Origin of the sequence: Sulfitobacter profundi (genome assembly GCF_042661425.1) — a bacterium.
GTDB lineage: Bacteria > Pseudomonadota > Alphaproteobacteria > Rhodobacterales > Rhodobacteraceae > Sulfitobacter > Sulfitobacter profundi.
Window position 1 is genome coordinate 293,296 of sequence record NZ_JBHSWA010000001.1, and the last position, 18,947, is coordinate 312,242.

Consider the following 18,947-nt stretch of genomic DNA (forward strand, 5'->3'; position numbering starts at 1 on the left):
TTCGGCCCCTGACCGCCGGAGCATCGCCGCATGACCATCGACAAGACCAAAATCCGCAACGCCGCCACGGTGATCGTGCTGCGCGACCGCCATGTGACCCCGCATATCCTGATGGGGCAGCGCGGGGCCAAGGCGGCATTCATGCCCAATAAATTCGTTTTTCCCGGCGGTGCAGTCGATGCGACCGATGCGCAGGTGCCGCTGGCCGCGCCGGTGAACGCGCTCTGTCACGGCAGGCTTTGCGATGACGCCGAACCGTCCTTGGCCCATGCCATCGCCGTCGCCGCCATTCGTGAGTTGTGGGAGGAGACCGGTCTGGTGCTGGGCCGCAAGGGCGCGTGGGAGGGCGACGTGCCCGCCGATTGGCAGACCTTTGCCGCTACGGGGCACTTGCCCGACGCCTCTGCCCTGCAATTCGTGTTTCGCGCGCTGACACCTCCGGGCCGTCCGCGCCGCTTTGATGCGCGGTTCTTTTTGGTCGACGCCGAAGACATCGCCAGTGACCCCGATGATTTCGACGCCGCCTGTGATGAGCTTTCGCATCTGCAATGGGTGCCGCTCAGCCGGGCGCGGTCGTTTGACATGCCCTTCATCACCGAGGTCGTGCTCGCCGAAGTCGCCGCCCGCGCGCGCGATACCAATCCGCCCGCCTCGGTCCCGTTTTTCAAAAACAACGACGAAGAGAGCCTGTTCCTGCGTCTGCATGGCCGCCCGATGACGGGCTAAGTCGCCAGCACCAGCGCCAGGATCGACAGCGCCAGCACGGCCATCCCCGCCCATTCCCGGCGCGAGATCCTTTCGCGGAAAAACAGAGTTGAGGCGGCGATGCTCAGCATCAACTCCACCTGCCCCAAAGCCTTCACATAGGCCGCGTTTTGCAGGGTGAAGGCGATGAACCAGCACAGCGAGCCACCCATCGAGGTCAGTCCAATCCAGACCGCCACCCGCCGCGCCGCCCAAACCCGGCGCATCTGCCCCGGCTCGCGCAGGCGCAGCCAAACGGCCATGATCAGCGTCTGCATCAGCACCACCGCCGCCAGCGTCACGCCCGCGCGTAGCAGCGGATCGTCAGAGACCACGGCCAGCGACGCGCCGCGATAGCAGACCGCCGAAATGGCGAACAAAAACCCCGAAGCGATCCCCAGCCCCGCCGCGCGGTTGCGCAGATCGGCCAACCGCAGCCCCTTGGCCTCGGCCCCGCCGGACAGAAGCAGCAGCCCCACCACGCCAAGCGCAATGGCGGAAAACCCCGCGCCCGACACACCTTCGCCCAGCACGATCCAGCCCATCAGCACGGTCTGGATCACTTCGGTCTTCTTAAAGGTGATGCCGACGGCAAAATTGCGTTGCTTGAACAGCAGCACCACACAGACCGTCGCCATGATCTGCGCCGTGCCGCCCATCGCACCGTACAGCCAGAACCCCGGCCCTAGCGCGGGCAGCGCCTGCCCGCTAAGGCCCAGATAGAGCGGCAACAGCAGCGCGATGAAGGGCGCGGAGTAGAGAAACCGCGAAAACGTCGCCCCGCCCGCCGACAGCGTATCGGTCGCCAAATGCTTTTGCAGCATGAAGCGCCCGGTTTGAAACGTGGCGGCGGCAAGGGTGACGAGGACCCACAGATCGGGCGCGAAAATACTGTCCATAACAGCCTATAGGCCGAAGCCGGGCGGCAGTGCCAGCGCCGTCGTGGTCAGCGCCTCATTTGCAGCGCGCTGAGGTTGTAGCCGTTGAAATCCAAAATCTCTTGCGCCGCGGTGATCCGGTCTTCGCCGCCTGTCGCCTGACGGTCAAGGATCCAGCCGTACCCCCTCGGGGCTGCCGATGACGGCGGTGCGGAAGCCTTCATCGACCCAAAGCACCCAGAAGGCGCGCTCGGCCCCACCCACGGCGGCGCGCATGGTATAGCGCGCCGGGCCCTCTTCGCTCAGCGCCCAGAGATCACGGCGGTCGGTGCAAGCTCCAGCAGCATGACAGACTTGGCGGTGCTCGATCAGCGTTGGCCCCTGCGGTGCGAAGGTCACCGCGCGCAGATTGGCATCATTGGCAAAGGCCGCCCGGACCTGCCAATCACCGCCAAACCGCGCCGCGTCATAGCGGCTGGTGGCCCCGATCAGCGCCTCGGCATTGCGAAAGCCGGTCTGCGCGGGCGGCGGTGCGCTGCGGTTGCAGGCGGCCAGTGCGCCGAGCAACACTAGCACAACGACACGGCGCGCCCCAGAAGATGCGAAACGGCCCATCAATAGGGCATCGGATGGGATTTATGCGCCGCATCAAGGTCGGCCATCACCTCATCGCTCAGGGTCAGGTCGGACCCGCCGAGCGCCACATCAAGCTGCTCAAGGCTGGTCGCGCCAAAGATCACCGAGCCCATGAAGGGCCGCGTCGCGCACCATGCCAGCGCCATCTGCACCGGGTCGATCCCGTGTTTCTGCGCCACATCAAGGTAGGCGGCAACGGCCTCAAAGGCGCGGGGTGTGACGCGGCCGCCCAGGTCTTCGTTCAGCGACAGACGCGATCCAGCGGGCACTTTGCCATCCTGATATTTCCCGGTCAGCAGCCCTGCGGCGAGGGGTGAGAAAGACAGCATGTCGATCTGTTCGTTCACACATGTTTCCGACACATCGGTATCGGCCAAACGGCACATCAGCGAATATTCGTTCTGCACCGAGATCGGGCGCGGCCCGCCCGTGCGCTCGGCCACGGCGGCCCATTGGGTCAGCCCCCATGCGCTTTCGTTGCTCAGACCAAAGGCGCGGATCGTGCCCCGCTCAACCTCGCGCTGCAGCGCGCCGAGGGCGTCTTCCATATGGGTGATGGTCTCGGCCCGGTTCTGACTTGAGGGGTCAAAGGTCCAGTTCTTGCGGAACATATAGCTGCCCCGGTTCGGCCAGTGAAATTGGTAAAGGTCGATGTAATCCGTCTGCAACCGCTTCAGCGACCCTTCGATGGCACCGGGGATCGTGTCGGATGAAATCGGCGCACCATCGCGGGCGTGTTGCATCCCCTCGCCGGAATGTTTGCTGGCCAAGACCACCTCATCGCGGCGCTTGTCGCGGGCAAACCACTGGCCGGTGATCTCTTCCGTCCGGCCAATAGTCTCGGCGCTGATCGGGTTTACGGGGTACATCTCGGCCGTGTCGATGAAGTTGATCCCGGCGTCGAGCGCGCGGTCGATTTGCGCGTGGCCCTCTTCGGCGGTGTTCTGGGTGCCCCATGTCATGGAGCCCAGACAGAAATGCGAGACCTCGATATCGCTTGAGCCGAGCTTGTTCATCTTCATCTTGTGGTCCTCGCTTGTGATTTGCCCGCAACCTAGCCGCCTGCCCGGCCTTCGCAAGGGCAATTGCCAAGCGCCAATCTCACGGCCCCGGCAAAAATGCGGACCCGGCGCATTCGCGCTTCCGTTCGGGCAGCAATGGACGCAATGTGCCCTCATGCGCCTGCTCATTTCCTTCGCCGCCCTGTTTTTCTCGGTCATCCTTTTGCAACTCTCCACCGGGGGTGTGGGGCCAATTGATGTGCTTTCTGGCGTGCAGCTTGGGTTTAGCCGTCAGGAAATCGGTATGCTCGGCTCGGCGCATTTTCTGGGGTTTTTCATCGGCTGCTGGTGGGCCCCGCGGCTGATGGGCAGCGTCGGCCACAGCCGCGCCTTTGCCGCCTTCACCGCCGCCGGGTCAATCGGGTTGATGGCGCATATGATGGTGGTGGATCCTTACGCATGGGGCCTGATGCGGGTGGCGTCGGGCATGTGCGTCGCCGGGTGCTATACGGTGATCGAGGCGTGGATGCAGGCCAAGGTCACCAATGAGACGCGCGGGCGCACCATGGGGGTTTACCGGGTGGTCGACATGAGCGGTTCGCTCGCCGCGCAGTTGATCGTCGGCGTGCTCGCCCCGGCGTCATATGTCTCGTATAATCTGCTCGCCATCGGCTGCTGTGCCGCACTTTTGCCCCTGACGCTGACCAAAGTCCGCCCGCCAGAGACGCCCAACCAACCAAGGCTGCGCCCGCGCCTTGCCTTTGACCGTTCGCCTTTGGCGGCGGCGGGTGTCGTGGTGGCGGCGGTCTCAAGCGCGTCGTTCCGGATGGTCGGGCCGATCTACGGGCAAGAAGTGGGTCTTAGCGCCCCACAGATCGCTTGGTTCCTTGCCGCTTTCGTGCTCGGCGGGGCGCTGGCGCAATATCCGATGGGGATTCTCGCCGACAAATACGACCGCCGCTGGGTGTTGATCTGGCTGTCGGTCGCGGCGATGGGTGGCTGCGCTGTCACGATGATGGGCGCGGGCTATGGCACGGCGGGGATCATGCTTTCGGCAGGGCTCTTTGGGGCCACGACATTCCCGATCTATTCCGTCTCTGCCGCCCATGCCCATGATTTCGCAAGCTCTGACGAGCGTGTCGAACTGTCTGCCGCCTTGATGTTCTTTTTCGCCGTGGGCGCCATCGGCGCGCCCTACCTTGCCTCTGTGCTGATCGACGGTTTCGGTGCATCGGCGTTGTTCGCGATGATCGCGGCGGCCCATGGGGTGCTGGTGGTCTTTGGCCTTGCCCGGATGCGCGCCCGGCCCACGCGCGCAGAGCGTACGCCCTATGTCTATGCCCCCGGACCACCTTTCTTATCGGGCGCTTGCTGGGCCGCACCCGAGACCGCGACTAGCCGATCCCGTCTTTTGCTGGCAACAGCGCAGCCCTTGCGATAAGGCTGCGCCAAGCACCGGGAATATTGATATGACACGCCACCTCATCACCTCCGCCATCCCCTATATTAACGGGATCAAACATCTGGGTAACCTTGTGGGCAGCCAACTGCCTGCGGACCTCTATGCGCGCTACCAGCGTGGCCGGGGGCAGGATGTTCTGTTCCTCTGCGCCACCGACGAACACGGCACCCCTGCCGAACTCGCCGCCGCCAAAGCGGGCAAACCGGTCGAGGAATACTGCGCCGAGATGTATGAAACACAGGCCCGCATCGCCGAAGGCTTTGGCCTGTCGTTCGACCACTTTGGCCGTTCTTCCAGCCCGCAAAACCGCAAGCTGACCCAGCATTTCGCGGGCGCGCTGGCGGATCAGGGGCTGATCGAAGAAGTTTCGCAGCGCCAGATTTACTCCCCACTGATGGCCGCTTCCTGCCGGATCGCTATGTCGAAGGCACCTGCCCCAACTGCGGGTTCGAGGACGCGCGCGGCGATCAATGCGACAACTGCACCAAGCAGCTCGACCCCGAAGACCTGATCAATCCGCGCTCCACCATTTCAGGCGCGACCGATCTGGAAATGCGCGAGACCAAGCATCTGTTCCTGCGGCAGAGCAAGCTGAAGGACGAGCTGGACGACTGGATCAATTCCAAGACCGATTGGCCCGTGCTGACCACCTCCATCGCCAAGAAATGGCTTCATGACGGCGATGGTCTGCAAGACCGTGGCATCACCCGCGACCTTAGCTGGGGCGTTCCGGTGAAGCGCGGCGATCAGGATTGGCCGGGCATGGAGGGCAAGGTCTTTTACGTCTGGTTCGACGCGCCGATCGAATATATCGCCTGCGCGCAGGAATGGGTCGATACGGGCAAAGGCTCTGACTGGGAAAGCTGGTGGCGCACCGACAAGGGCGCAGACGACGTGCGCTATACCCAGTTCATGGGCAAGGACAACGTGCCCTTCCACACGCTCAGCTTTCCGGCCACGATCAAGGGCTCGGGCGAGCCGTGGAAGCTGGTGGATTACATCAAATCCTTCAACTACTTGAATTACGACGGCGGCCAGTTCTCCACCTCGCGCGGGCGCGGGGTCTTTATGGATCAGGCGTTGGAGATCCTGCCCGCGGATTATTGGCGCTGGTGGCTGCTCAGCCACGCACCCGAGACTTCGGATGCCGAATTCACATGGGAAAACTTCCAAGCGTCGGTGAACAAAGATTTGGCAGACGTGCTGGGCAACTTCGTCAGCCGCATCACCAAATTCTGCCGCTCCAAATTCGGCGAAGCCGTGCCGGAGGCCGGGGAATACGGTGCGGCGGAGCACGCCTTGATCGAAGACATCACCGCCCGCGTCGCGCGTTACGAGGCGCTGATGGAGGCGATGGAAGTCCGTAAATCCGCCGCCGAACTGCGCGGCATCTGGGCGGCTGGCAACGAATACCTGCAGGCCCAAGCGCCCTGGACCACCTTCAAGACCGACCCCGACAAAGCGGCGGCACAGGTGCGGCTGGCGCTGAACCTGATCCCGCTCTATGCGGTGCTATCGGCCCCATTCATCCCTGCGGCTTCGGCCTCGATGCTCGAGGCGATGAAGGTCGAAGACATGCCTTGGCCCGATAATGTGCCAGCGGCCTTGGGCAAACTAGCCCCCGGTCATGGCTTTGACGTGCCCGAGGTGCTTTTTGCCAAGATCAGCGATGAGGACCGCGAAAGCTGGGCCGAACGCTTCGCCGGCAAGCGGGATTGATAGAAACCGACGGATCAGCGGCGCCGCGTAAGTCGCCGCTGTTTCTTTATGCGCTGATGGGCATTCGCGGCTAGCTGCCCATGGCGCGCCGCGAAGCCCCTTCCCCAACGCGCGCACCGGTCCCACATCGTTCGCCGCGGCTTCCACGCCCCGAAACCGGATGGTTTGAACCCGCCCATCAGGGCCGCGCGCCGCGCTGAACTGTCCGTCGACGATCCGGGCTGTGTCCTCTCCCGGGTGCATCTGAAAACGCCCCTGCGGACACTGCCCCCGCAGGACCTGCGTCCAAAGTTTGCCGATCTCAGCCCCATCGCAAAGCCTTGGGCCAAAAAGATCGTAGATATGCTGTCCGTTCAGACAATCCCCCAGCCCGTAGGTGACGCCGCAGGCCGCCTCATTCGCGTGGCGGACGCGCCCGTCCGGCGCAAAGTCCACTTCGATCTCAGCCATATCGACGTTGACGTTGGAAAGGATGCGCGCCCCTTCAGCCCCCGTCAGCGCCGCGTGACAGAAAGTGGGGAAAAGCCCGCCGCAGCGCCGCGCCTTGGGCGCCGCCCCGCCTGCGACGCCATCGTGATTGTGCCTAAACATGCGCCGCTCTGCCGCGAAAACGATGGAGATAAGCGGGAATTGCCCTAAGGTAAGCGGTCCCTCTGAACCAGTTAAGTCCTTGCGGAAAACCAGCCTGTTTTCGCACTGCCTTCCTCGCCCAAACGCACGACGCTGCCGCGCCCGCCCCATCAGCTGCCCGACATGGCGAAACAAGCGAAAAACAAATCGCCGCAATGGTTTAGACGGTTTCACCCGCTCGTTTAATTCTACCATACCCCCGCCTTTTCCTCATCTCGCCGCAATACCGATCATGGCTGAGGTTTAGCGCCCTGCCCTTAAGAGCGAGTTAAAACTGCAGCATAGTGTGAACTTGCGGGGGCCTTATTTTGGCCTTATTCGGCCAGCAATTAACTAAATCTTAGTATTTGATAGGATTAAGATGTTCCGGGTCGCCCACAGTATTCATCATGATCACGACCTCGGGCTCGTGCTGCTGGCGGCGCTGCTTTGTATCTTTGGCAGCTGGGTGGTGTCGCGGCTTTATCAGCATGTGCTTGAGCAGCCGCGCGCACAGGCAATGATCTGGTGCTATTTGACCGCGATGACCGCCGGGGTCACGATCTGGTGCACCCATTTCATCGCGATCCTTGCCTATCAGCTCGACGCGCCAGCAACCTTCCATTTCTCCCTGACTTTCCTGTCCCTGATCATCGCCATCGTTGGATCGATCTTGGGTGTCGTCATCGCGGGTCTGTTAAAATCGCGCCGCGCCACGGTTTTGGGGGGACGATCTTCGGCTTGGCAATCTCGGCCATGCATTACACCGGCATGATCGCCTACCGTGTGCAGGGCACCATCCAATGGGACATGGGCTATCTGGCCGCCTCTGTGATCATCGCGGTGACCCTCGCCACCCTTGCGCTCGGCGCCGCCGGCCGTGGGGGAAAGGGCAGCGTGCTGTGGATGACCGGGCTTTTGGCCTTGGCCATTATCCTATTGCATTTCACTGGGATGGCCGCCTTTCAGGTGACGCCGCTCGCCGCGCAGCCTCTCTATGCCAATCCTGTCGAATACCGGCTCATCGCGCTGATCATCGCCGGAACCGCCGCCATCATCGCGCTGGCCGCGCTTTTCAGCTATGTGGTCGAAAACCGGACACGCAACGAAAGCGTCGAGGAACTGCGTCAGGCCCGCGATGCCGCCGAAAGCGCCAGCCGCGCGAAATCGGAATTCATGAGCGTGCTCAGCCACGAATTGCGCACCCCGCTGACCATCGTCATCGGCTACGCCAGCTTCCTGTCGGAACTCAAGCGTCACAACCTTGCCAAGCTCGAACCGGAGGAGAAACCGGCATCAGAGCATTTCACCAAGATGGGCGATCAGGCGGAACTCTACGGTCAGCGCATCAAATTTGCGGGCGGGCAATTGCTGACCATTATCAACGACATCCTTGATTACACGAATATGGAGTTGAACGACCTCGCGCTGGACAAAACCCCTTTGATACGCGCATGTTATTGGAGGAAGTGGTCGAGCAGCACCATGGGGCGGCGCATGACAAGACGGCCAGGCTGCATATCGACACCCCCGCTCACCGTTACCGCCGACCGCCGCCGCAGCCTGCAGCTGCTCGGCCATATCGTCGGCAATGCGCTGAAATTCTCCAAGGCGCGCGACATCCACCTACGCGCCCGCCCGCATGCAGGCGGGTTCGTTTTTGAGGTCGAAGACAACGGCGTCGGCATCGCCGCGCAGGACTTCGACCGCATCTTCGAAGCCTTCACCCAGATTGAAGACGCCGACGACCGCGCCGAAGGCGGCACAGGTCTGGGGTTGGCGATCTGCAAGAAACTGGCGCTCGCGCACGGCGGCGACATCACGGTCAAAAGCACCCTTGGCCAGGGCACGATCTTTACCGTCTTCATCCCCGGCGCCACGCAGATGGCGGAACCTGCGACGCTGGCCCAAGCAAGCTAAGTCTTTGAAAAAGGTGGTGCGGGCGGTGGGACTCGAACCCACACGGGGCTACGCCCCAACAGATTTTAAGTCTGGTATGTCTACCATTCCATCACGCCCGCATCGGGGCGCACAATAAGCATCACGTGGGCGGTGTAAATGGGGGAATGCCCCGGCCCACGGTTTAGGCCGTATCGGCCAGCATGGTTTCTTTCACCGCCTCCATCGCCACATAGGTCGATGTGCTGGCCACATGCGGCAGGGTCGAAATAACCTCCCCCAGAAAGCGCCGATATTCCGACATGTTCCGCGTGCGAATCTTGATCAGATAATCGAAATGGCTGGCGATCATATGGGCCTGTTCGATCTCTGGCACCTTGGCGACGGCGACGTTGAAGGCCCTCAGCGCCGCCTCGCGCGTGTCGTTCAACCGGACCTCGACAAAGGCCACATGGTCGAGCCCCAGCCGGATCGGATCCAAAAGCGCGCGGTAGCCGAGGATCACGCCGCTTTCCTCCAACCGGCGCAGGCGCGCTTGGGTGGGTGATTTCGACAGGCCGATGCGGCGGGCAAGGTCGGTGATGCTGATGCGGCCATCCTCGGCCAGCACCGATAGAATCGCGCTGTCGAACCGGTCCAGATCGAAAAGTTCATTTGCCATGTGATTACCCCATACTTCAGTTTGATCGACTGAAGTATGTATTATCTTCAGTCGAATATCCCGCCGATCATCAGGTATTCTGGGTCAAACATCAACTGGAGCTTGCCATGCCCCTCGATCACGCCCCCGCCCTCCGCCAAACCATTGACGCGCGCACCTATGCCGACCCGGATGCGCTGCTGACCGAGCTCAAGGCGCAGGCCAATCTTTCTGCCGAAGATCGCGCCCAGATCACCGCCGATGCGGCGGGTCTTGTCCGTGACATTCGCGGCACCTCCGCGCCGGGGATGATGGAAGTCTTCCTCGCTGAATACGGTCTCAGCACCGACGAAGGCGTGGCGCTGATGTGTCTCGCCGAGGCGCTGCTGCGGGTCCCAGATGCCGAGACCATCGACGCGCTGATCGAAGACAAGATCGCCCCCTCGGACTGGGGGCGCCACATGGGGCATTCGACCTCCAGCTTGGTGAACGCCTCCACTTGGGCGCTGATGCTGACGGGCCGCGTGCTCGACGATGACCAGCCCGGCCCGGTGCGCCACCTACGCGCCGCGATCAAACGTCTGGGCGAGCCGGTGATCCGTACCGCCGTCAGCCGCGCCATGCGCGAGATGGGCCGTCAGTTCGTTCTGGGCGAAGACATCCACGCCGCGATGAAACGCGCGAAGGGGATGGAGAAAAAGGGTTTCACCTATAGCTACGACATGCTGGGCGAAGCGGCGCGGACTGAGGCCGATGCCAAACGCTACCACCTCAGCTATTCCCGTGCGATCTCGGCCATTGCCGATGCCTGCACCCATGACGATATCCGCAAGAACCCCGGCATCTCGGTCAAGCTATCGGCCCTGCACCCGCGCTATGAATTGGCGCAGGAAAAGGCGGTGATGCGCGATCTAGTGCCGCGTCTGCGGGCGCTGGCGCTCTTGGCGAAATCCGCGGGCATGGGCCTGAACATCGACGCCGAAGAAGCCGACCGCCTCGCGCTCTCGCTCGAAGTGATCGACACGGTGATGGCCGAGCCTGCGCTGGCAGGCTGGGACGGTTTCGGCGTGGTGGTGCAGGCCTATGGCCCGCGCGCGGGCGTGGTGCTCGACACGCTTTATGACATGGCCAAACGTCACGATCGGCGCATCATGGTCCGTCTGGTCAAGGGCGCCTATTGGGACACCGAGATCAAGCAGGCGCAGGTCGAAGGCATCGACGGCTTCCCGGTCTTCACCCGCAAGGCCGCGACCGATGTGAGCTATATCGCCAACGCCCGCAAACTGCTGAACATGACGGATCGCATCTATCCGCAGTTCGCCACCCACAACGCGCATACCGTTGCCGCCGTGCTGCATATGGCCGACGACCCCGAGGCCTATGAGTTCCAACGCCTGCACGGCATGGGCGAGACCCTGCATGACATCGTGATGGAAAAACACGGCACCCGCTGCCGCATCTACGCCCCCGTCGGCGCGCACCGCGACCTGCTGGCCTATCTGGTGCGGCGTTTGCTTGAGAACGGCGCGAACTCCAGCTTCGTGAATCAGATCGTTGACGAAAACGTGCCGCCCGAAGTGGTGGCCGCCGACCCGTTTGACCAGTTGCAGGACAGCGCGCCGACGATCCCGAAAGGCCCGGACGTGTTCCAGCCGCAACGCGCCAATGCGCGGGGTTTCGATCTGGCCCACACCCCGACGCTTGCCGCCATCGAAGAGGCCCGCGCCCCCTTCGCCGATGCCACATGGAACACTGCGCCAATCCTTGCAGGCACCCCCGCGCCCGAAGCCGCAGAGGAGGTTTCCAACCCGACTGGCGGAACCTCCCCCGGCACGGTGCAACCGGCATCTGAGGCCGATGTCGCCACGGCCCTGGACACTGCCGCGCTTTGGGACGCCCCGCTCGACTCACGCCGCGCAACGCTTTTGCGGGCCGCTGACATGTTGGAGGACCGCTACGGCGAGATCTTCGCCATCCTCGCCCGTGAGGCCGGGAAAGGCATGCCCGACTGCGTGGCCGAACTGCGCGAGGCGGTGGACTTCCTGCGCTACTACGCGGGCCAAGCCACCAATGAGCCGCCCGCGGGCATCTTCACCTGCATCTCCCCGTGGAACTTCCCGCTGGCGATCTTCTGCGGGCAGGTCACGGCGGCGCTGGCCGCTGGCAATGCCGTACTGGCCAAACCGGCTGAACAAACGCCGTTAATCGCCAAACTCGCCGTCGAAGTGCTGCACGAAGCCGGCGTGCCGCGTTCCGCCCTGCAACTGCTGCCCGGTGGCGGCAAGGTCGGCGCGGCATTGACCGGCGATGCCCGTGTGAACGGCGTGGCCTTCACCGGCTCCACGGCCACTGCCCTGCGCATCCGCGCCAGTATGGCCGAACACTGCGCCCCCGGCACCCCATTGATTGCCGAGACCGGTGGCCTCAACGCGATGATCGTCGACAGCACCGCCCTGCCCGAGCAGGCCGTGCAGGCCATCGTCGAAAGCGCCTTCCAATCGGCCGGCCAACGCTGTTCCGCCGTGCGCTGCCTCTATGTGCAAGAGGACATCGCCGAAGACCTGATCCGCATGCTGACGGGGGCCATGCAGGCGCTCAACATGGGCGATCCGTGGCACCTGTCGACCGATGTCGGCCCGGTGATCGACGCGCAGGCGCGCAAGACAATCGTGGATCATATCGAAGCGGCCCGCGCCGAGGGGCGGCTGATCGCCGAGATGACGGCCCCCGAGGGCGGCACTTTCGTCGGCCCGGCGATCCTGCGGGTGGGCAGCATCAGCGAGATGAAACGCGAGATTTTCGGCCCCGTGCTGCATGTCGCGACCTTCAAGAGCCACGAACTTGACACCGTGATCGACGCGATCAATGCCACGGGCTACGGGCTCACCTTTGGTCTGCACACCCGCATCGACGACCGGGTGCAGCATGTCTCGGAACGGATCGAGGCGGGCAACATCTACGTCAACCGCAACCAGATCGGCGCCATCGTCGGCAGCCAGCCCTTCGGCGGCGAGGGGCTTTCGGGCACGGGGCCAAAGGCGGGCGGGCCGAACTATCTGCCACGTTTCTCGGCACCTGACCATCAGGAGGCCGCTGGCACTTGGGACAGCGCAGAGGCCAAGCTTCCCACCCTGCCCGCCCAGCATCCGACCGTTCTGGAAACCCAGTCGATGCCCGGCCCGACCGGTGAGAGCAACCGCCTGTCGACTCTGCCGCGCCCCGCACTGTTGTGCATGGGACCGGGCGCCGAAACGGCAGAGGCGCAGGCCAAGGCCGTGCGGGCGCTCGGCGGTGTTGCGGTCACGGCCTCTGGCCGGATCGACCCTGAGGCGCTGACCACCGGCCCGGCCTATGGCGGCGTGCTTTGGTGGGGCGAGGATGCGACGGCGCGGCAGATCGAGAAGGCACTGGCGGCCCGCGAGGGCGCGATCATCCCGCTTTTGCGCGGCAAACCCGACACCGCCCGCGTCCGCGCCGAACGGCATGTCTGTGTTGACACCACGGCCTCGGGCGGCAATGCACAGCTCTTGGGCATGATGGCCTAAAGCAGACAATCGGAGGAGCGCCATGCTGACGAACAGCGACATCGAAGACCTGACGCGGTTTCGCAGGGCGCTCCACCAATATCCCGAAATCTCGGGCGAAGAGATTGAGACCGCCCGGACCATCGCGGCGGAACTGGCAAAACTCGGCCCCACCCGCATTCTCTCCGGCCTCGGCGGGCACGGTGTCGCGGCGGTCTTTGACAGCGGCAGCCCCGGCCCAACGGTGCTGTTCCGCGCCGAGTTGGACGCTCTGCCGATCCCCGAAGAGCACGACATTCCGTGGGTCTCGAAAGTGCCGGGGAAAAGCCATGTCTGCGGGCACGATGGACATATGACCATGCTGCTGGCGCTTGGGCGATTGGTCGCACGACAGCCGGTTGCAAAGGGCCGCGTCGTGCTGATGTTTCAACCCGCCGAAGAAGACGGCAGCGGCGCACGCGCCGTGGTGGACGACCCGGCCTACGCCGAGATCGCCGCCGATTATGCCTTTGCCATCCACGTCGAGCCGGGCCGCCCCTTCGGCCATGTGGATACAGCCCCCGCCCTGATCAATTGCGCCTCCAAGGGCATCGCCCTGACCCTCAGCGGCAAGACCGCCCATGCCGCCAGCCCCGAAGACGGCAGATCGCCCGCGTCTGCGCTGGCCGAGTTGATCCCGGCACTGCAAGCCCTCGGCCCCGGCGGGCCGCTCGACGATGACTTCCGCCTTGTCACCTTGACCCACCTGCGCATGGGCGAGCCGACCTTTGGCATTGCCCCCGGCGCAGCGGTGCTCTACGCCACGCTGCGCAGCACCCGCGACGATGCACTGGCCGAGATCGAAGCCGCCCTGCGCGCCGAGGTCACCCGCAGCGCAAAGGCCCATGGGCTGAGGGCGGAATTCGCAGAGTCCGACCATTTCGCCGCCTCAATCAATCATCCCGAAGCCTACGACATCGCCGCCGCGGCGATGAACGCGCTTGGCGTGTCGCACGGGCAGAGAAATCTGCCGATGCGCGCCTCTGAGGATTTCGGCCTGTTTGGACGCGACGCCAAGGCGGCGATGCTCTGCCTCGGGCCGGGAGAAGATTACGCCGCGCTGCACAATCCCGATTACGATTTCCCCGATGATCTGATCCCCATCGGCGCGGGTATTTTTGAGCGGATCGCACGGGATTTGCTCGGTTCTGCTTGACAGACGCCCCGGCGGGCGCAGCTAAACATGCAAGTTCCCCCGTGCCGCTTGACGCTGCGCGCGACTTGGCAAAGGCTGGCCCGCATGTTCCCGATCCGCGATCATAACCCCTCGGGCCGCACGCCCTATGTCACCTATGCGCTGATGGCGGTGAACATCGGGGTGTTCCTGTCTTCCCTGTCGCTGATGGCGGATGAGCGTGCCTTGGCAGAGTTTTACTACACCTACGCTCTGCTGCCCGCGCGGCTGAGCCATGGAGAGGGGTATTTCGGCCTCATCACCTCGCAATTTCTGCATGGCGGCTGGATGCATTTGGCCGGTAACATGCTGTTTCTGTGGATCTTCGGCGATAATGTCGAGGATGAGATGGGTCACGGGCGCTACCTGCTGTTCTACCTTGCCTGCGGTATCGCGGCGGGGCTGGGCCAAGTCGTAACAGAGCCGCTCTCATGGGTGCCCATGGTCGGCGCCTCGGGCGCGATTGCGGGGGTCATGGGGGGCTATTTGCTGCTGTTCCCCCGCGCCAAAGTGGATATTCTGGTGATCCTTATCGTGTTTTTCCGCATCTTCGCGATCCCGGCTTGGATCATGCTGGGCCTGTGGTTCGGCATGCAGTTCATCGGGGGATCGGCGCCACACCGGGCACCGGCGGCGTGGCCTATTGGGCCCATGCGGGCGGGTTTATCGCGGGGCTGGTTCTGACCCTGCCGCTGTGGCTGCGCCGGGGCGGTTTTGCCTTTTGGCGACAGACCGACGGCCATCCGCCCCATGCCGCTGCCGACTATGACCTCAGCGAAAGTCGCATTCCGAAAGTGAGACGCAAATGACCGAAACCTCAGAAACCCGCCGCGCCTCCTGCCATTGTGGGGCGGTACTGATCGAAGCCCTGTTCCCGCGCGGTCTGGCCTCGGCCTCGCGATGCACCTGTACGTTCTGTCGCCGTCGCGCGGCGGCCACGGTGACCGCACTGGCCGAGACTGTGACCGTGTTGAAAGGCGCCGAGAACCTCACGCTTTATACATGGGGCACCCATACGGCGCAGCATTACTTCTGCAAGACCTGTGGCATCTATACCCACCACCGCCGCCGCTCGAACCCCGATGAATGCGGCGTGAACCTTGGCGCGATCGAAGGGGTCCTGCCTTGGGAGATGGAGCCGCTGCCCTATAGCGACGGGGTCAATCACCCCTCGGACCGCAAGGGCAGCTAAAGGCTGGAGATCACCCCCTGCATCCGCGCCAGAAGCCCCGGCTGCGGCTCGGCGTGCGCACGGCGTTGATCCACGCTTTCGTGCAGCCGCTCTGACGGGTCCGCGCCCACCAGACGGCGGCGGCGGGTCACAAGCATTTTGCCATAGCCGCGCCAGCGCCCGATGGAGGGTGCAGCGGGGTCTTGATCAAAGCGTGTGGTCCAGCCGTCGGGGAGCGGCAGACCGCTTTCTTCCATCCGCGACAACAGCCAGACAAGCGGGATATTTGCCAAGGGGCGCGCGGCCTCATCACCGCCCAACTGCCCGCCGACATCGCCGTGGGTGCCCGGAAACCAGACCTGCTCAAGCCGCCCGGCATAGCCCTCGGGCGTGGTCCACATCACCGGGGCATAGGCGACACGGGTTTCGTTCAGCGCCAGCGCCTGAAAGCCGTTCTTCACATTGCGGCTTAGATCGTGGTTGTGGAACATGTGCAGCGGCTGCGAGAACCGCCAGAACAGTGGCGCGTTCAGACCCAGCGACTTGACCGTATCCCAAACGCCGATCGCCTCGATCTCCACCTCGGGGTGGCAGTTGGCCCGCGCAAACAATTCGCCCGCCTTGCTCAGATGATGCGCCTCGTAATGGCGGTAGACATCGCGGATGTTACGCTCTGTCGCGACCTCGGCGCGCAGAAGGCCCACACGGTCGATCACCCCGGCGAGCGAACGCACGGCATAGCCGCCACGCGAATAACCCATCAGGAAAATCCGGTCCCCGGGTCGGTAGCGCGATGCGAGATAGCCATAGGCGCGGCGGATCTGTCGGTTGATCCCGCGCCCCATGATCACATCGCGCGCGCTGCGCCAATCACGCCATTGCAGACCCGGTTCATAATAGATCGACAGAGCACTGCCCATCTCGCGGCACAGGCTATAGGCGATGCCGGCGTTGGTCTCTCGCCCCAGTTCGAGCGAAGACATGGTCCCATCAAGGATAATGACGTGGGTCACCGCCCCCGGCGCGGGCCGAAGTCACTTTCAGGCCGTCGCCATAACCGCCCAAAGAGCCGTTGGAACAGGCTTTTACTCGGCTGCGATTGCGGCACCTTGCAGCATCTCCCAGACCCTATGCGGGGTGAAAGGCATATCCGCCTGCCGCACACCGCGTTCCCAAAGCGCATCCTGCACCGCGTTCGACACCGCCGCCAGCGCGCCCACAGTCCCAGCCTCACCACAGCCCTTCATGCCCATGGCATTGGCGGTCGAGGGCACAGGCTCAGACGTGAAAGAGATCATCGGCAGGTCGGCGGCGCGGGGCATGGCGTAGTCCATGAAGGTGGCGGTCAGCAGTTGCCCGTCTTCGTCATAGACGACCCGTTCTTGCACCGCTTGGCCGATGCCTTGGGCTACCCCGCCATGCACCTGCCCCTCGGCCAGCATCGGGTTGATCAGGTTGCCGAAATCATCGACCACCGTATAGCGGTCGAGGGTCACCACCCCGGTTTCAGGGTCGATCACCACCTCGGCCACATGCGCCCCGTTGGGATAGCTGCGCCCCGGCAGGCTGGCGCGTTCGTGGTGGGACAGCAGATCGTCGCGGCCCTTGGCGCGCACCATTTCGGCCACCTCTAGCATGGTGGGCGTGGCGTTTGACCCTTCGGCGCGGAAGCGTTCGTCGTCAAAGGTGATATCGCTCGCCGCAACGCCCAGTTCATCAGCCAGAAACGCGGTGAAGACTTCGGTTATCTTCGCCACGGTCGCCAAGGTCGCCGTGTTCTGCGTGGTGACCGAACGCGAGCCGCCGGTGCCGCCGCCCTTTTCAATCAGGTCGCTATCCCCCTGCACAACGCTGATCCGCTCCGCCGGGATGCCGGTCTGATCCGACAGGAACTGCGCATAGACCGTCTCATGCCCCTGACCGTTGCTTTGGGTGCCGACATAGATCGTCACGTGGCCATTCTCCTCAAAGACCACTTTGGCCCCTTCGGAAGGATCGCCGAGAATGCTTTCGATATAGTAACACAAGCCCTGCCCCCGCAGCAGGCCGCGCTTGGCGTCGGCGGTACGGCGGGCCGCGAACCCCTCACGGTCGGCCTCCTCTGCCGCCCGGGTCAGGAGGCGCGCGAAATCGCCCACGTCGTAAAGCTCTCCCGTGGCGGTGGTATAGGGAAACTGATCCGGCTTGATAAAGTTGATCCGCCGCAATTCCCACGGATCGACGCCCAACTCACGCGCGGCGCGGTCCATCAACCGCTCCAGCACATAGATTGCCTCGGGCCGCCCGGCGCCGCGATAGGCATCGACCTGCACGGTGTTGGTGTAATAGCCCTCGACATGCAGATAGGTGTCTTGCACGTCATAGACGCCCATCAAAACCTTAGAGAACAGCGTCGACTGAATCGGCTGGCCGAACTGGCTGTTATAGGCCCCGAGGTTGCAGCGCGTGTCGACACGGTAGGCGGTGATCTTGTGGTTATCGTCAAAGGCGAATTCGGCCCAAGACACCAGATCGCGCCCGCCATTGTCGGTGAGCATGGCTTCGGTCCGCTCTGACATCCAGCGCACCGGGCGGCCCAGCGCCCGCGCGGCTTGAGCGATGCAAAAATACTCTGGGTAGGTCATCGCCTTCATACCGAAACCACCGCCGACATCGGGGTTTGTCACGCGCACGGCATCTTCGCTGAGACCAAAAGCTTTGACAAAGAAGCCCTTATGCGCCCAGACGCCCTGCCCGCCCAGCGCCACATGCAACCGGCCATCGGCCCATTCGGCATAGCAGCCGCGCGGCTCCATGGAGTTGACGATGATGCGGTTGTCGCCGACCTCCAGCCTGACGCGGCGCGCAGCCTTGGCAAATGCCGCTTCAACCTTGGCCTCATCCCCCATGCCCCAATCAAAGGCGCGGTTGTCGGGGGCCTCAGGATGCAGGGTCTCGCCTCCGGGGGTGAGGTCCATCTTGGCGGGCAGGTCATCAGCGTCGAAAAGGATCAGTTCAGCCGCATCGCGCGCCTTTTGCAAGGTTTCGGCCACAATCAGAGCGACCGGCTCTCCCACATAGCGCACCCGGTCTTTCGCCAACATCGGGCGCAGCGGTGCCGCCCCTTGCTGCCGTCACGGTTGTCGACCACCGTATGCGGCAGGGCGATATTCATACCCGCCGCTTCCAGATCGGCACAGGTCAGCACCAGATGCACGCCCTCCGCGTCGCGGGCATCGCTCACGTCCAATTCAGTGATCACTCCATGGGCCACCGGCGCGCGGAAGAACACGCCGTGCAGTGCCCCCTGGGGGCGATGTCATCGACATAGCGGCCATCGCCGGTCAAGAAACGGTGGTCTTCCACCCGTTTGACCGGCTGGCTTTTCCCGAACTTTTCCATCTGACGCTGCCCCTGCTGCCCTGCCTATTCCAGCGCAACAGTAGCGGGCGAACCGCCAGTGTCCAGAGGC

Annotated in this window: 12 protein-coding genes, 1 tRNA gene and 4 pseudogenes; 9 read left to right on the plus strand and 8 right to left on the minus strand. The window is 63.7% G+C overall.

The window, feature by feature from the left end:
* The first annotated feature begins 30 nt into the window (after nucleotides 1–30).
* Nucleotides 31–726 carry an NUDIX hydrolase gene (locus ACFQAU_RS01580; RefSeq protein ID WP_067627603.1) on the plus strand — a complete coding sequence of 232 codons (696 nt, stop codon included), beginning with the start codon at nucleotides 31–33 and terminating at the stop codon, nucleotides 724–726.
* Here ACFQAU_RS01580 and ACFQAU_RS01585 read toward each other — a convergent pair.
* The 3 genes from ACFQAU_RS01585 to ACFQAU_RS01595 all read right to left on the minus strand — a co-directional run bounded on the left by ACFQAU_RS01585 (nucleotide 723) and on the right by ACFQAU_RS01595 (nucleotide 3,280).
* Nucleotides 723–1,643 carry a DMT family transporter gene (locus ACFQAU_RS01585; RefSeq protein WP_067915998.1) on the minus strand — a complete coding sequence of 307 codons (921 nt, stop codon included), beginning with the start codon at nucleotides 1,641–1,643 and terminating at the stop codon, nucleotides 723–725. The genes ACFQAU_RS01580 and ACFQAU_RS01585 overlap by 4 nt on opposite strands.
* A 144-nt stretch (nucleotides 1,644–1,787) precedes the next feature.
* Nucleotides 1,788–2,237 (minus strand): lipocalin, encoded by a 450-nt coding sequence (locus tag ACFQAU_RS01590; protein ID WP_386280074.1) that lies wholly within the window; start codon nucleotides 2,235–2,237, stop codon nucleotides 1,788–1,790.
* Complete coding sequence (locus tag ACFQAU_RS01595) at nucleotides 2,237–3,280, minus strand: aldo/keto reductase (RefSeq protein WP_132446146.1); 1,044 nt, start codon at nucleotides 3,278–3,280, stop codon at nucleotides 2,237–2,239. The genes ACFQAU_RS01590 and ACFQAU_RS01595 overlap by 1 nt, the downstream gene beginning before the upstream one ends.
* Nucleotides 3,281–3,434: 154 nt before the next feature.
* On the opposite strand from ACFQAU_RS01595, the pseudogene ACFQAU_RS01600 reads away from it, so the two are divergent.
* Both ACFQAU_RS01600 and metG read left to right on the plus strand, forming a co-directional pair.
* A pseudogene (locus ACFQAU_RS01600) lies at nucleotides 3,435–4,657 on the plus strand (MFS transporter).
* 71 nt (nucleotides 4,658–4,728) lie between these two features.
* Nucleotides 4,729–6,440, plus strand: a pseudogene (metG, locus tag ACFQAU_RS01605) (methionine--tRNA ligase).
* On the opposite strand, the gene ACFQAU_RS01610 reads toward metG, so the two are convergent.
* Entirely contained in the window at nucleotides 6,336–7,031 is a 696-nt protein-coding gene (locus ACFQAU_RS01610) for a PAS domain-containing protein (protein WP_386280079.1), read from the minus strand. The pseudogene metG and the gene ACFQAU_RS01610 sit on opposite strands and share 105 nt — an antisense overlap.
* 400 nt (nucleotides 7,032–7,431) lie before the next feature.
* Between ACFQAU_RS01610 and ACFQAU_RS01615 the strand changes: the two genes are divergently transcribed.
* Both ACFQAU_RS01615 and ACFQAU_RS01620 read left to right on the plus strand, forming a co-directional pair.
* Nucleotides 7,432–7,824 (plus strand): MHYT domain-containing protein, encoded by a 393-nt coding sequence (locus tag ACFQAU_RS01615; protein ID WP_386280084.1) that lies wholly within the window; start codon nucleotides 7,432–7,434, stop codon nucleotides 7,822–7,824.
* Entirely contained in the window at nucleotides 7,791–8,969 is a 1,179-nt protein-coding gene (locus ACFQAU_RS01620) for a sensor histidine kinase (RefSeq protein WP_386280088.1), read from the plus strand. Before ACFQAU_RS01615 ends, ACFQAU_RS01620 begins: the two co-directional genes overlap by 34 nt.
* Nucleotides 8,970–8,983: 14 nt before the next feature.
* Here ACFQAU_RS01620 and ACFQAU_RS01625 read toward each other — a convergent pair.
* Nucleotides 8,984–9,070, minus strand: a tRNA-Leu gene (locus ACFQAU_RS01625).
* 62 nt (nucleotides 9,071–9,132) lie between these two features.
* A complete protein-coding gene (locus ACFQAU_RS01630; RefSeq protein ID WP_067622609.1) occupies nucleotides 9,133–9,609 on the minus strand; it encodes an Lrp/AsnC family transcriptional regulator in 477 nt (158 codons plus the stop codon).
* Between the two features lie 107 nt (nucleotides 9,610–9,716).
* Between ACFQAU_RS01630 and putA the strand changes: the two genes are divergently transcribed.
* The 4 genes and pseudogenes from putA to ACFQAU_RS01650 all read left to right on the plus strand — a co-directional run bounded on the left by putA (nucleotide 9,717) and on the right by ACFQAU_RS01650 (nucleotide 15,517).
* Nucleotides 9,717–13,133: a bifunctional proline dehydrogenase/L-glutamate gamma-semialdehyde dehydrogenase PutA gene (putA, locus tag ACFQAU_RS01635; protein WP_132446156.1), complete on the plus strand. Its 3,417-nt coding sequence runs from the start codon at nucleotides 9,717–9,719 to the stop codon at nucleotides 13,131–13,133.
* Nucleotides 13,134–13,155: 22 nt separating this feature from the next.
* Nucleotides 13,156–14,307, plus strand: a complete 1,152-nt coding sequence (locus tag ACFQAU_RS01640) for an amidohydrolase (protein ID WP_132446158.1) — start codon at nucleotides 13,156–13,158, stop codon at nucleotides 14,305–14,307.
* Nucleotides 14,308–14,391: 84 nt separating this feature from the next.
* Nucleotides 14,392–15,134 (plus strand): annotated as a pseudogene (locus ACFQAU_RS01645) (rhomboid family intramembrane serine protease).
* The gene (locus ACFQAU_RS01650; RefSeq protein ID WP_132446160.1) at nucleotides 15,131–15,517 is read left to right on the plus strand and encodes a GFA family protein; all 387 of its coding nucleotides are present in this window, start codon (nucleotides 15,131–15,133) and stop codon (nucleotides 15,515–15,517) included. Before ACFQAU_RS01645 ends, ACFQAU_RS01650 begins: the two are co-directional and overlap by 4 nt.
* Here ACFQAU_RS01650 and ACFQAU_RS01655 read toward each other — a convergent pair.
* Both ACFQAU_RS01655 and ACFQAU_RS01660 read right to left on the minus strand, forming a co-directional pair.
* Nucleotides 15,514–16,509: a DUF2235 domain-containing protein gene (locus tag ACFQAU_RS01655; RefSeq protein ID WP_240791653.1), complete on the minus strand. Its 996-nt coding sequence runs from the start codon at nucleotides 16,507–16,509 to the stop codon at nucleotides 15,514–15,516. The two genes, ACFQAU_RS01650 and ACFQAU_RS01655, sit on opposite strands and share 4 nt — an antisense overlap.
* A gap of 72 nt (nucleotides 16,510–16,581) precedes the next feature.
* Nucleotides 16,582–18,877: pseudogene (locus tag ACFQAU_RS01660) on the minus strand (xanthine dehydrogenase family protein molybdopterin-binding subunit).
* Nucleotides 18,878–18,947 lie beyond the last annotated feature (70 nt).

Bases quoted from the DNA above. Each gene is read 5' to 3' on its own strand.
- ACFQAU_RS01595 (WP_132446146.1), bottom strand. From the start codon at position 3,280: ATGAAGATGAACAAGCTCGGCTCAAGCGATATCGAGGTCTCGCATTTC.
- ACFQAU_RS01615 (WP_386280084.1), top strand. From the start codon at position 7,432: ATGTTCCGGGTCGCCCACAGTATTCATCATGATCACGACCTCGGGCTC.
- ACFQAU_RS01610 (WP_386280079.1), bottom strand. From the start codon at position 7,031: ATGTTTAGGCACAATCACGATGGCGTCGCAGGCGGGGCGGCGCCCAAG.
- ACFQAU_RS01585 (WP_067915998.1), bottom strand. From the start codon at position 1,643: ATGGACAGTATTTTCGCGCCCGATCTGTGGGTCCTCGTCACCCTTGCC.
- ACFQAU_RS01630 (WP_067622609.1), bottom strand. From the start codon at position 9,609: ATGGCAAATGAACTTTTCGATCTGGACCGGTTCGACAGCGCGATTCTA.
- ACFQAU_RS01650 (WP_132446160.1), top strand. From the start codon at position 15,131: ATGACCGAAACCTCAGAAACCCGCCGCGCCTCCTGCCATTGTGGGGCG.
- ACFQAU_RS01580 (WP_067627603.1), top strand. From the start codon at position 31: ATGACCATCGACAAGACCAAAATCCGCAACGCCGCCACGGTGATCGTG.
- putA (WP_132446156.1), top strand. From the start codon at position 9,717: ATGCCCCTCGATCACGCCCCCGCCCTCCGCCAAACCATTGACGCGCGC.
- ACFQAU_RS01590 (WP_386280074.1), bottom strand. From the start codon at position 2,237: ATGGGCCGTTTCGCATCTTCTGGGGCGCGCCGTGTCGTTGTGCTAGTG.
- ACFQAU_RS01640 (WP_132446158.1), top strand. From the start codon at position 13,156: ATGCTGACGAACAGCGACATCGAAGACCTGACGCGGTTTCGCAGGGCG.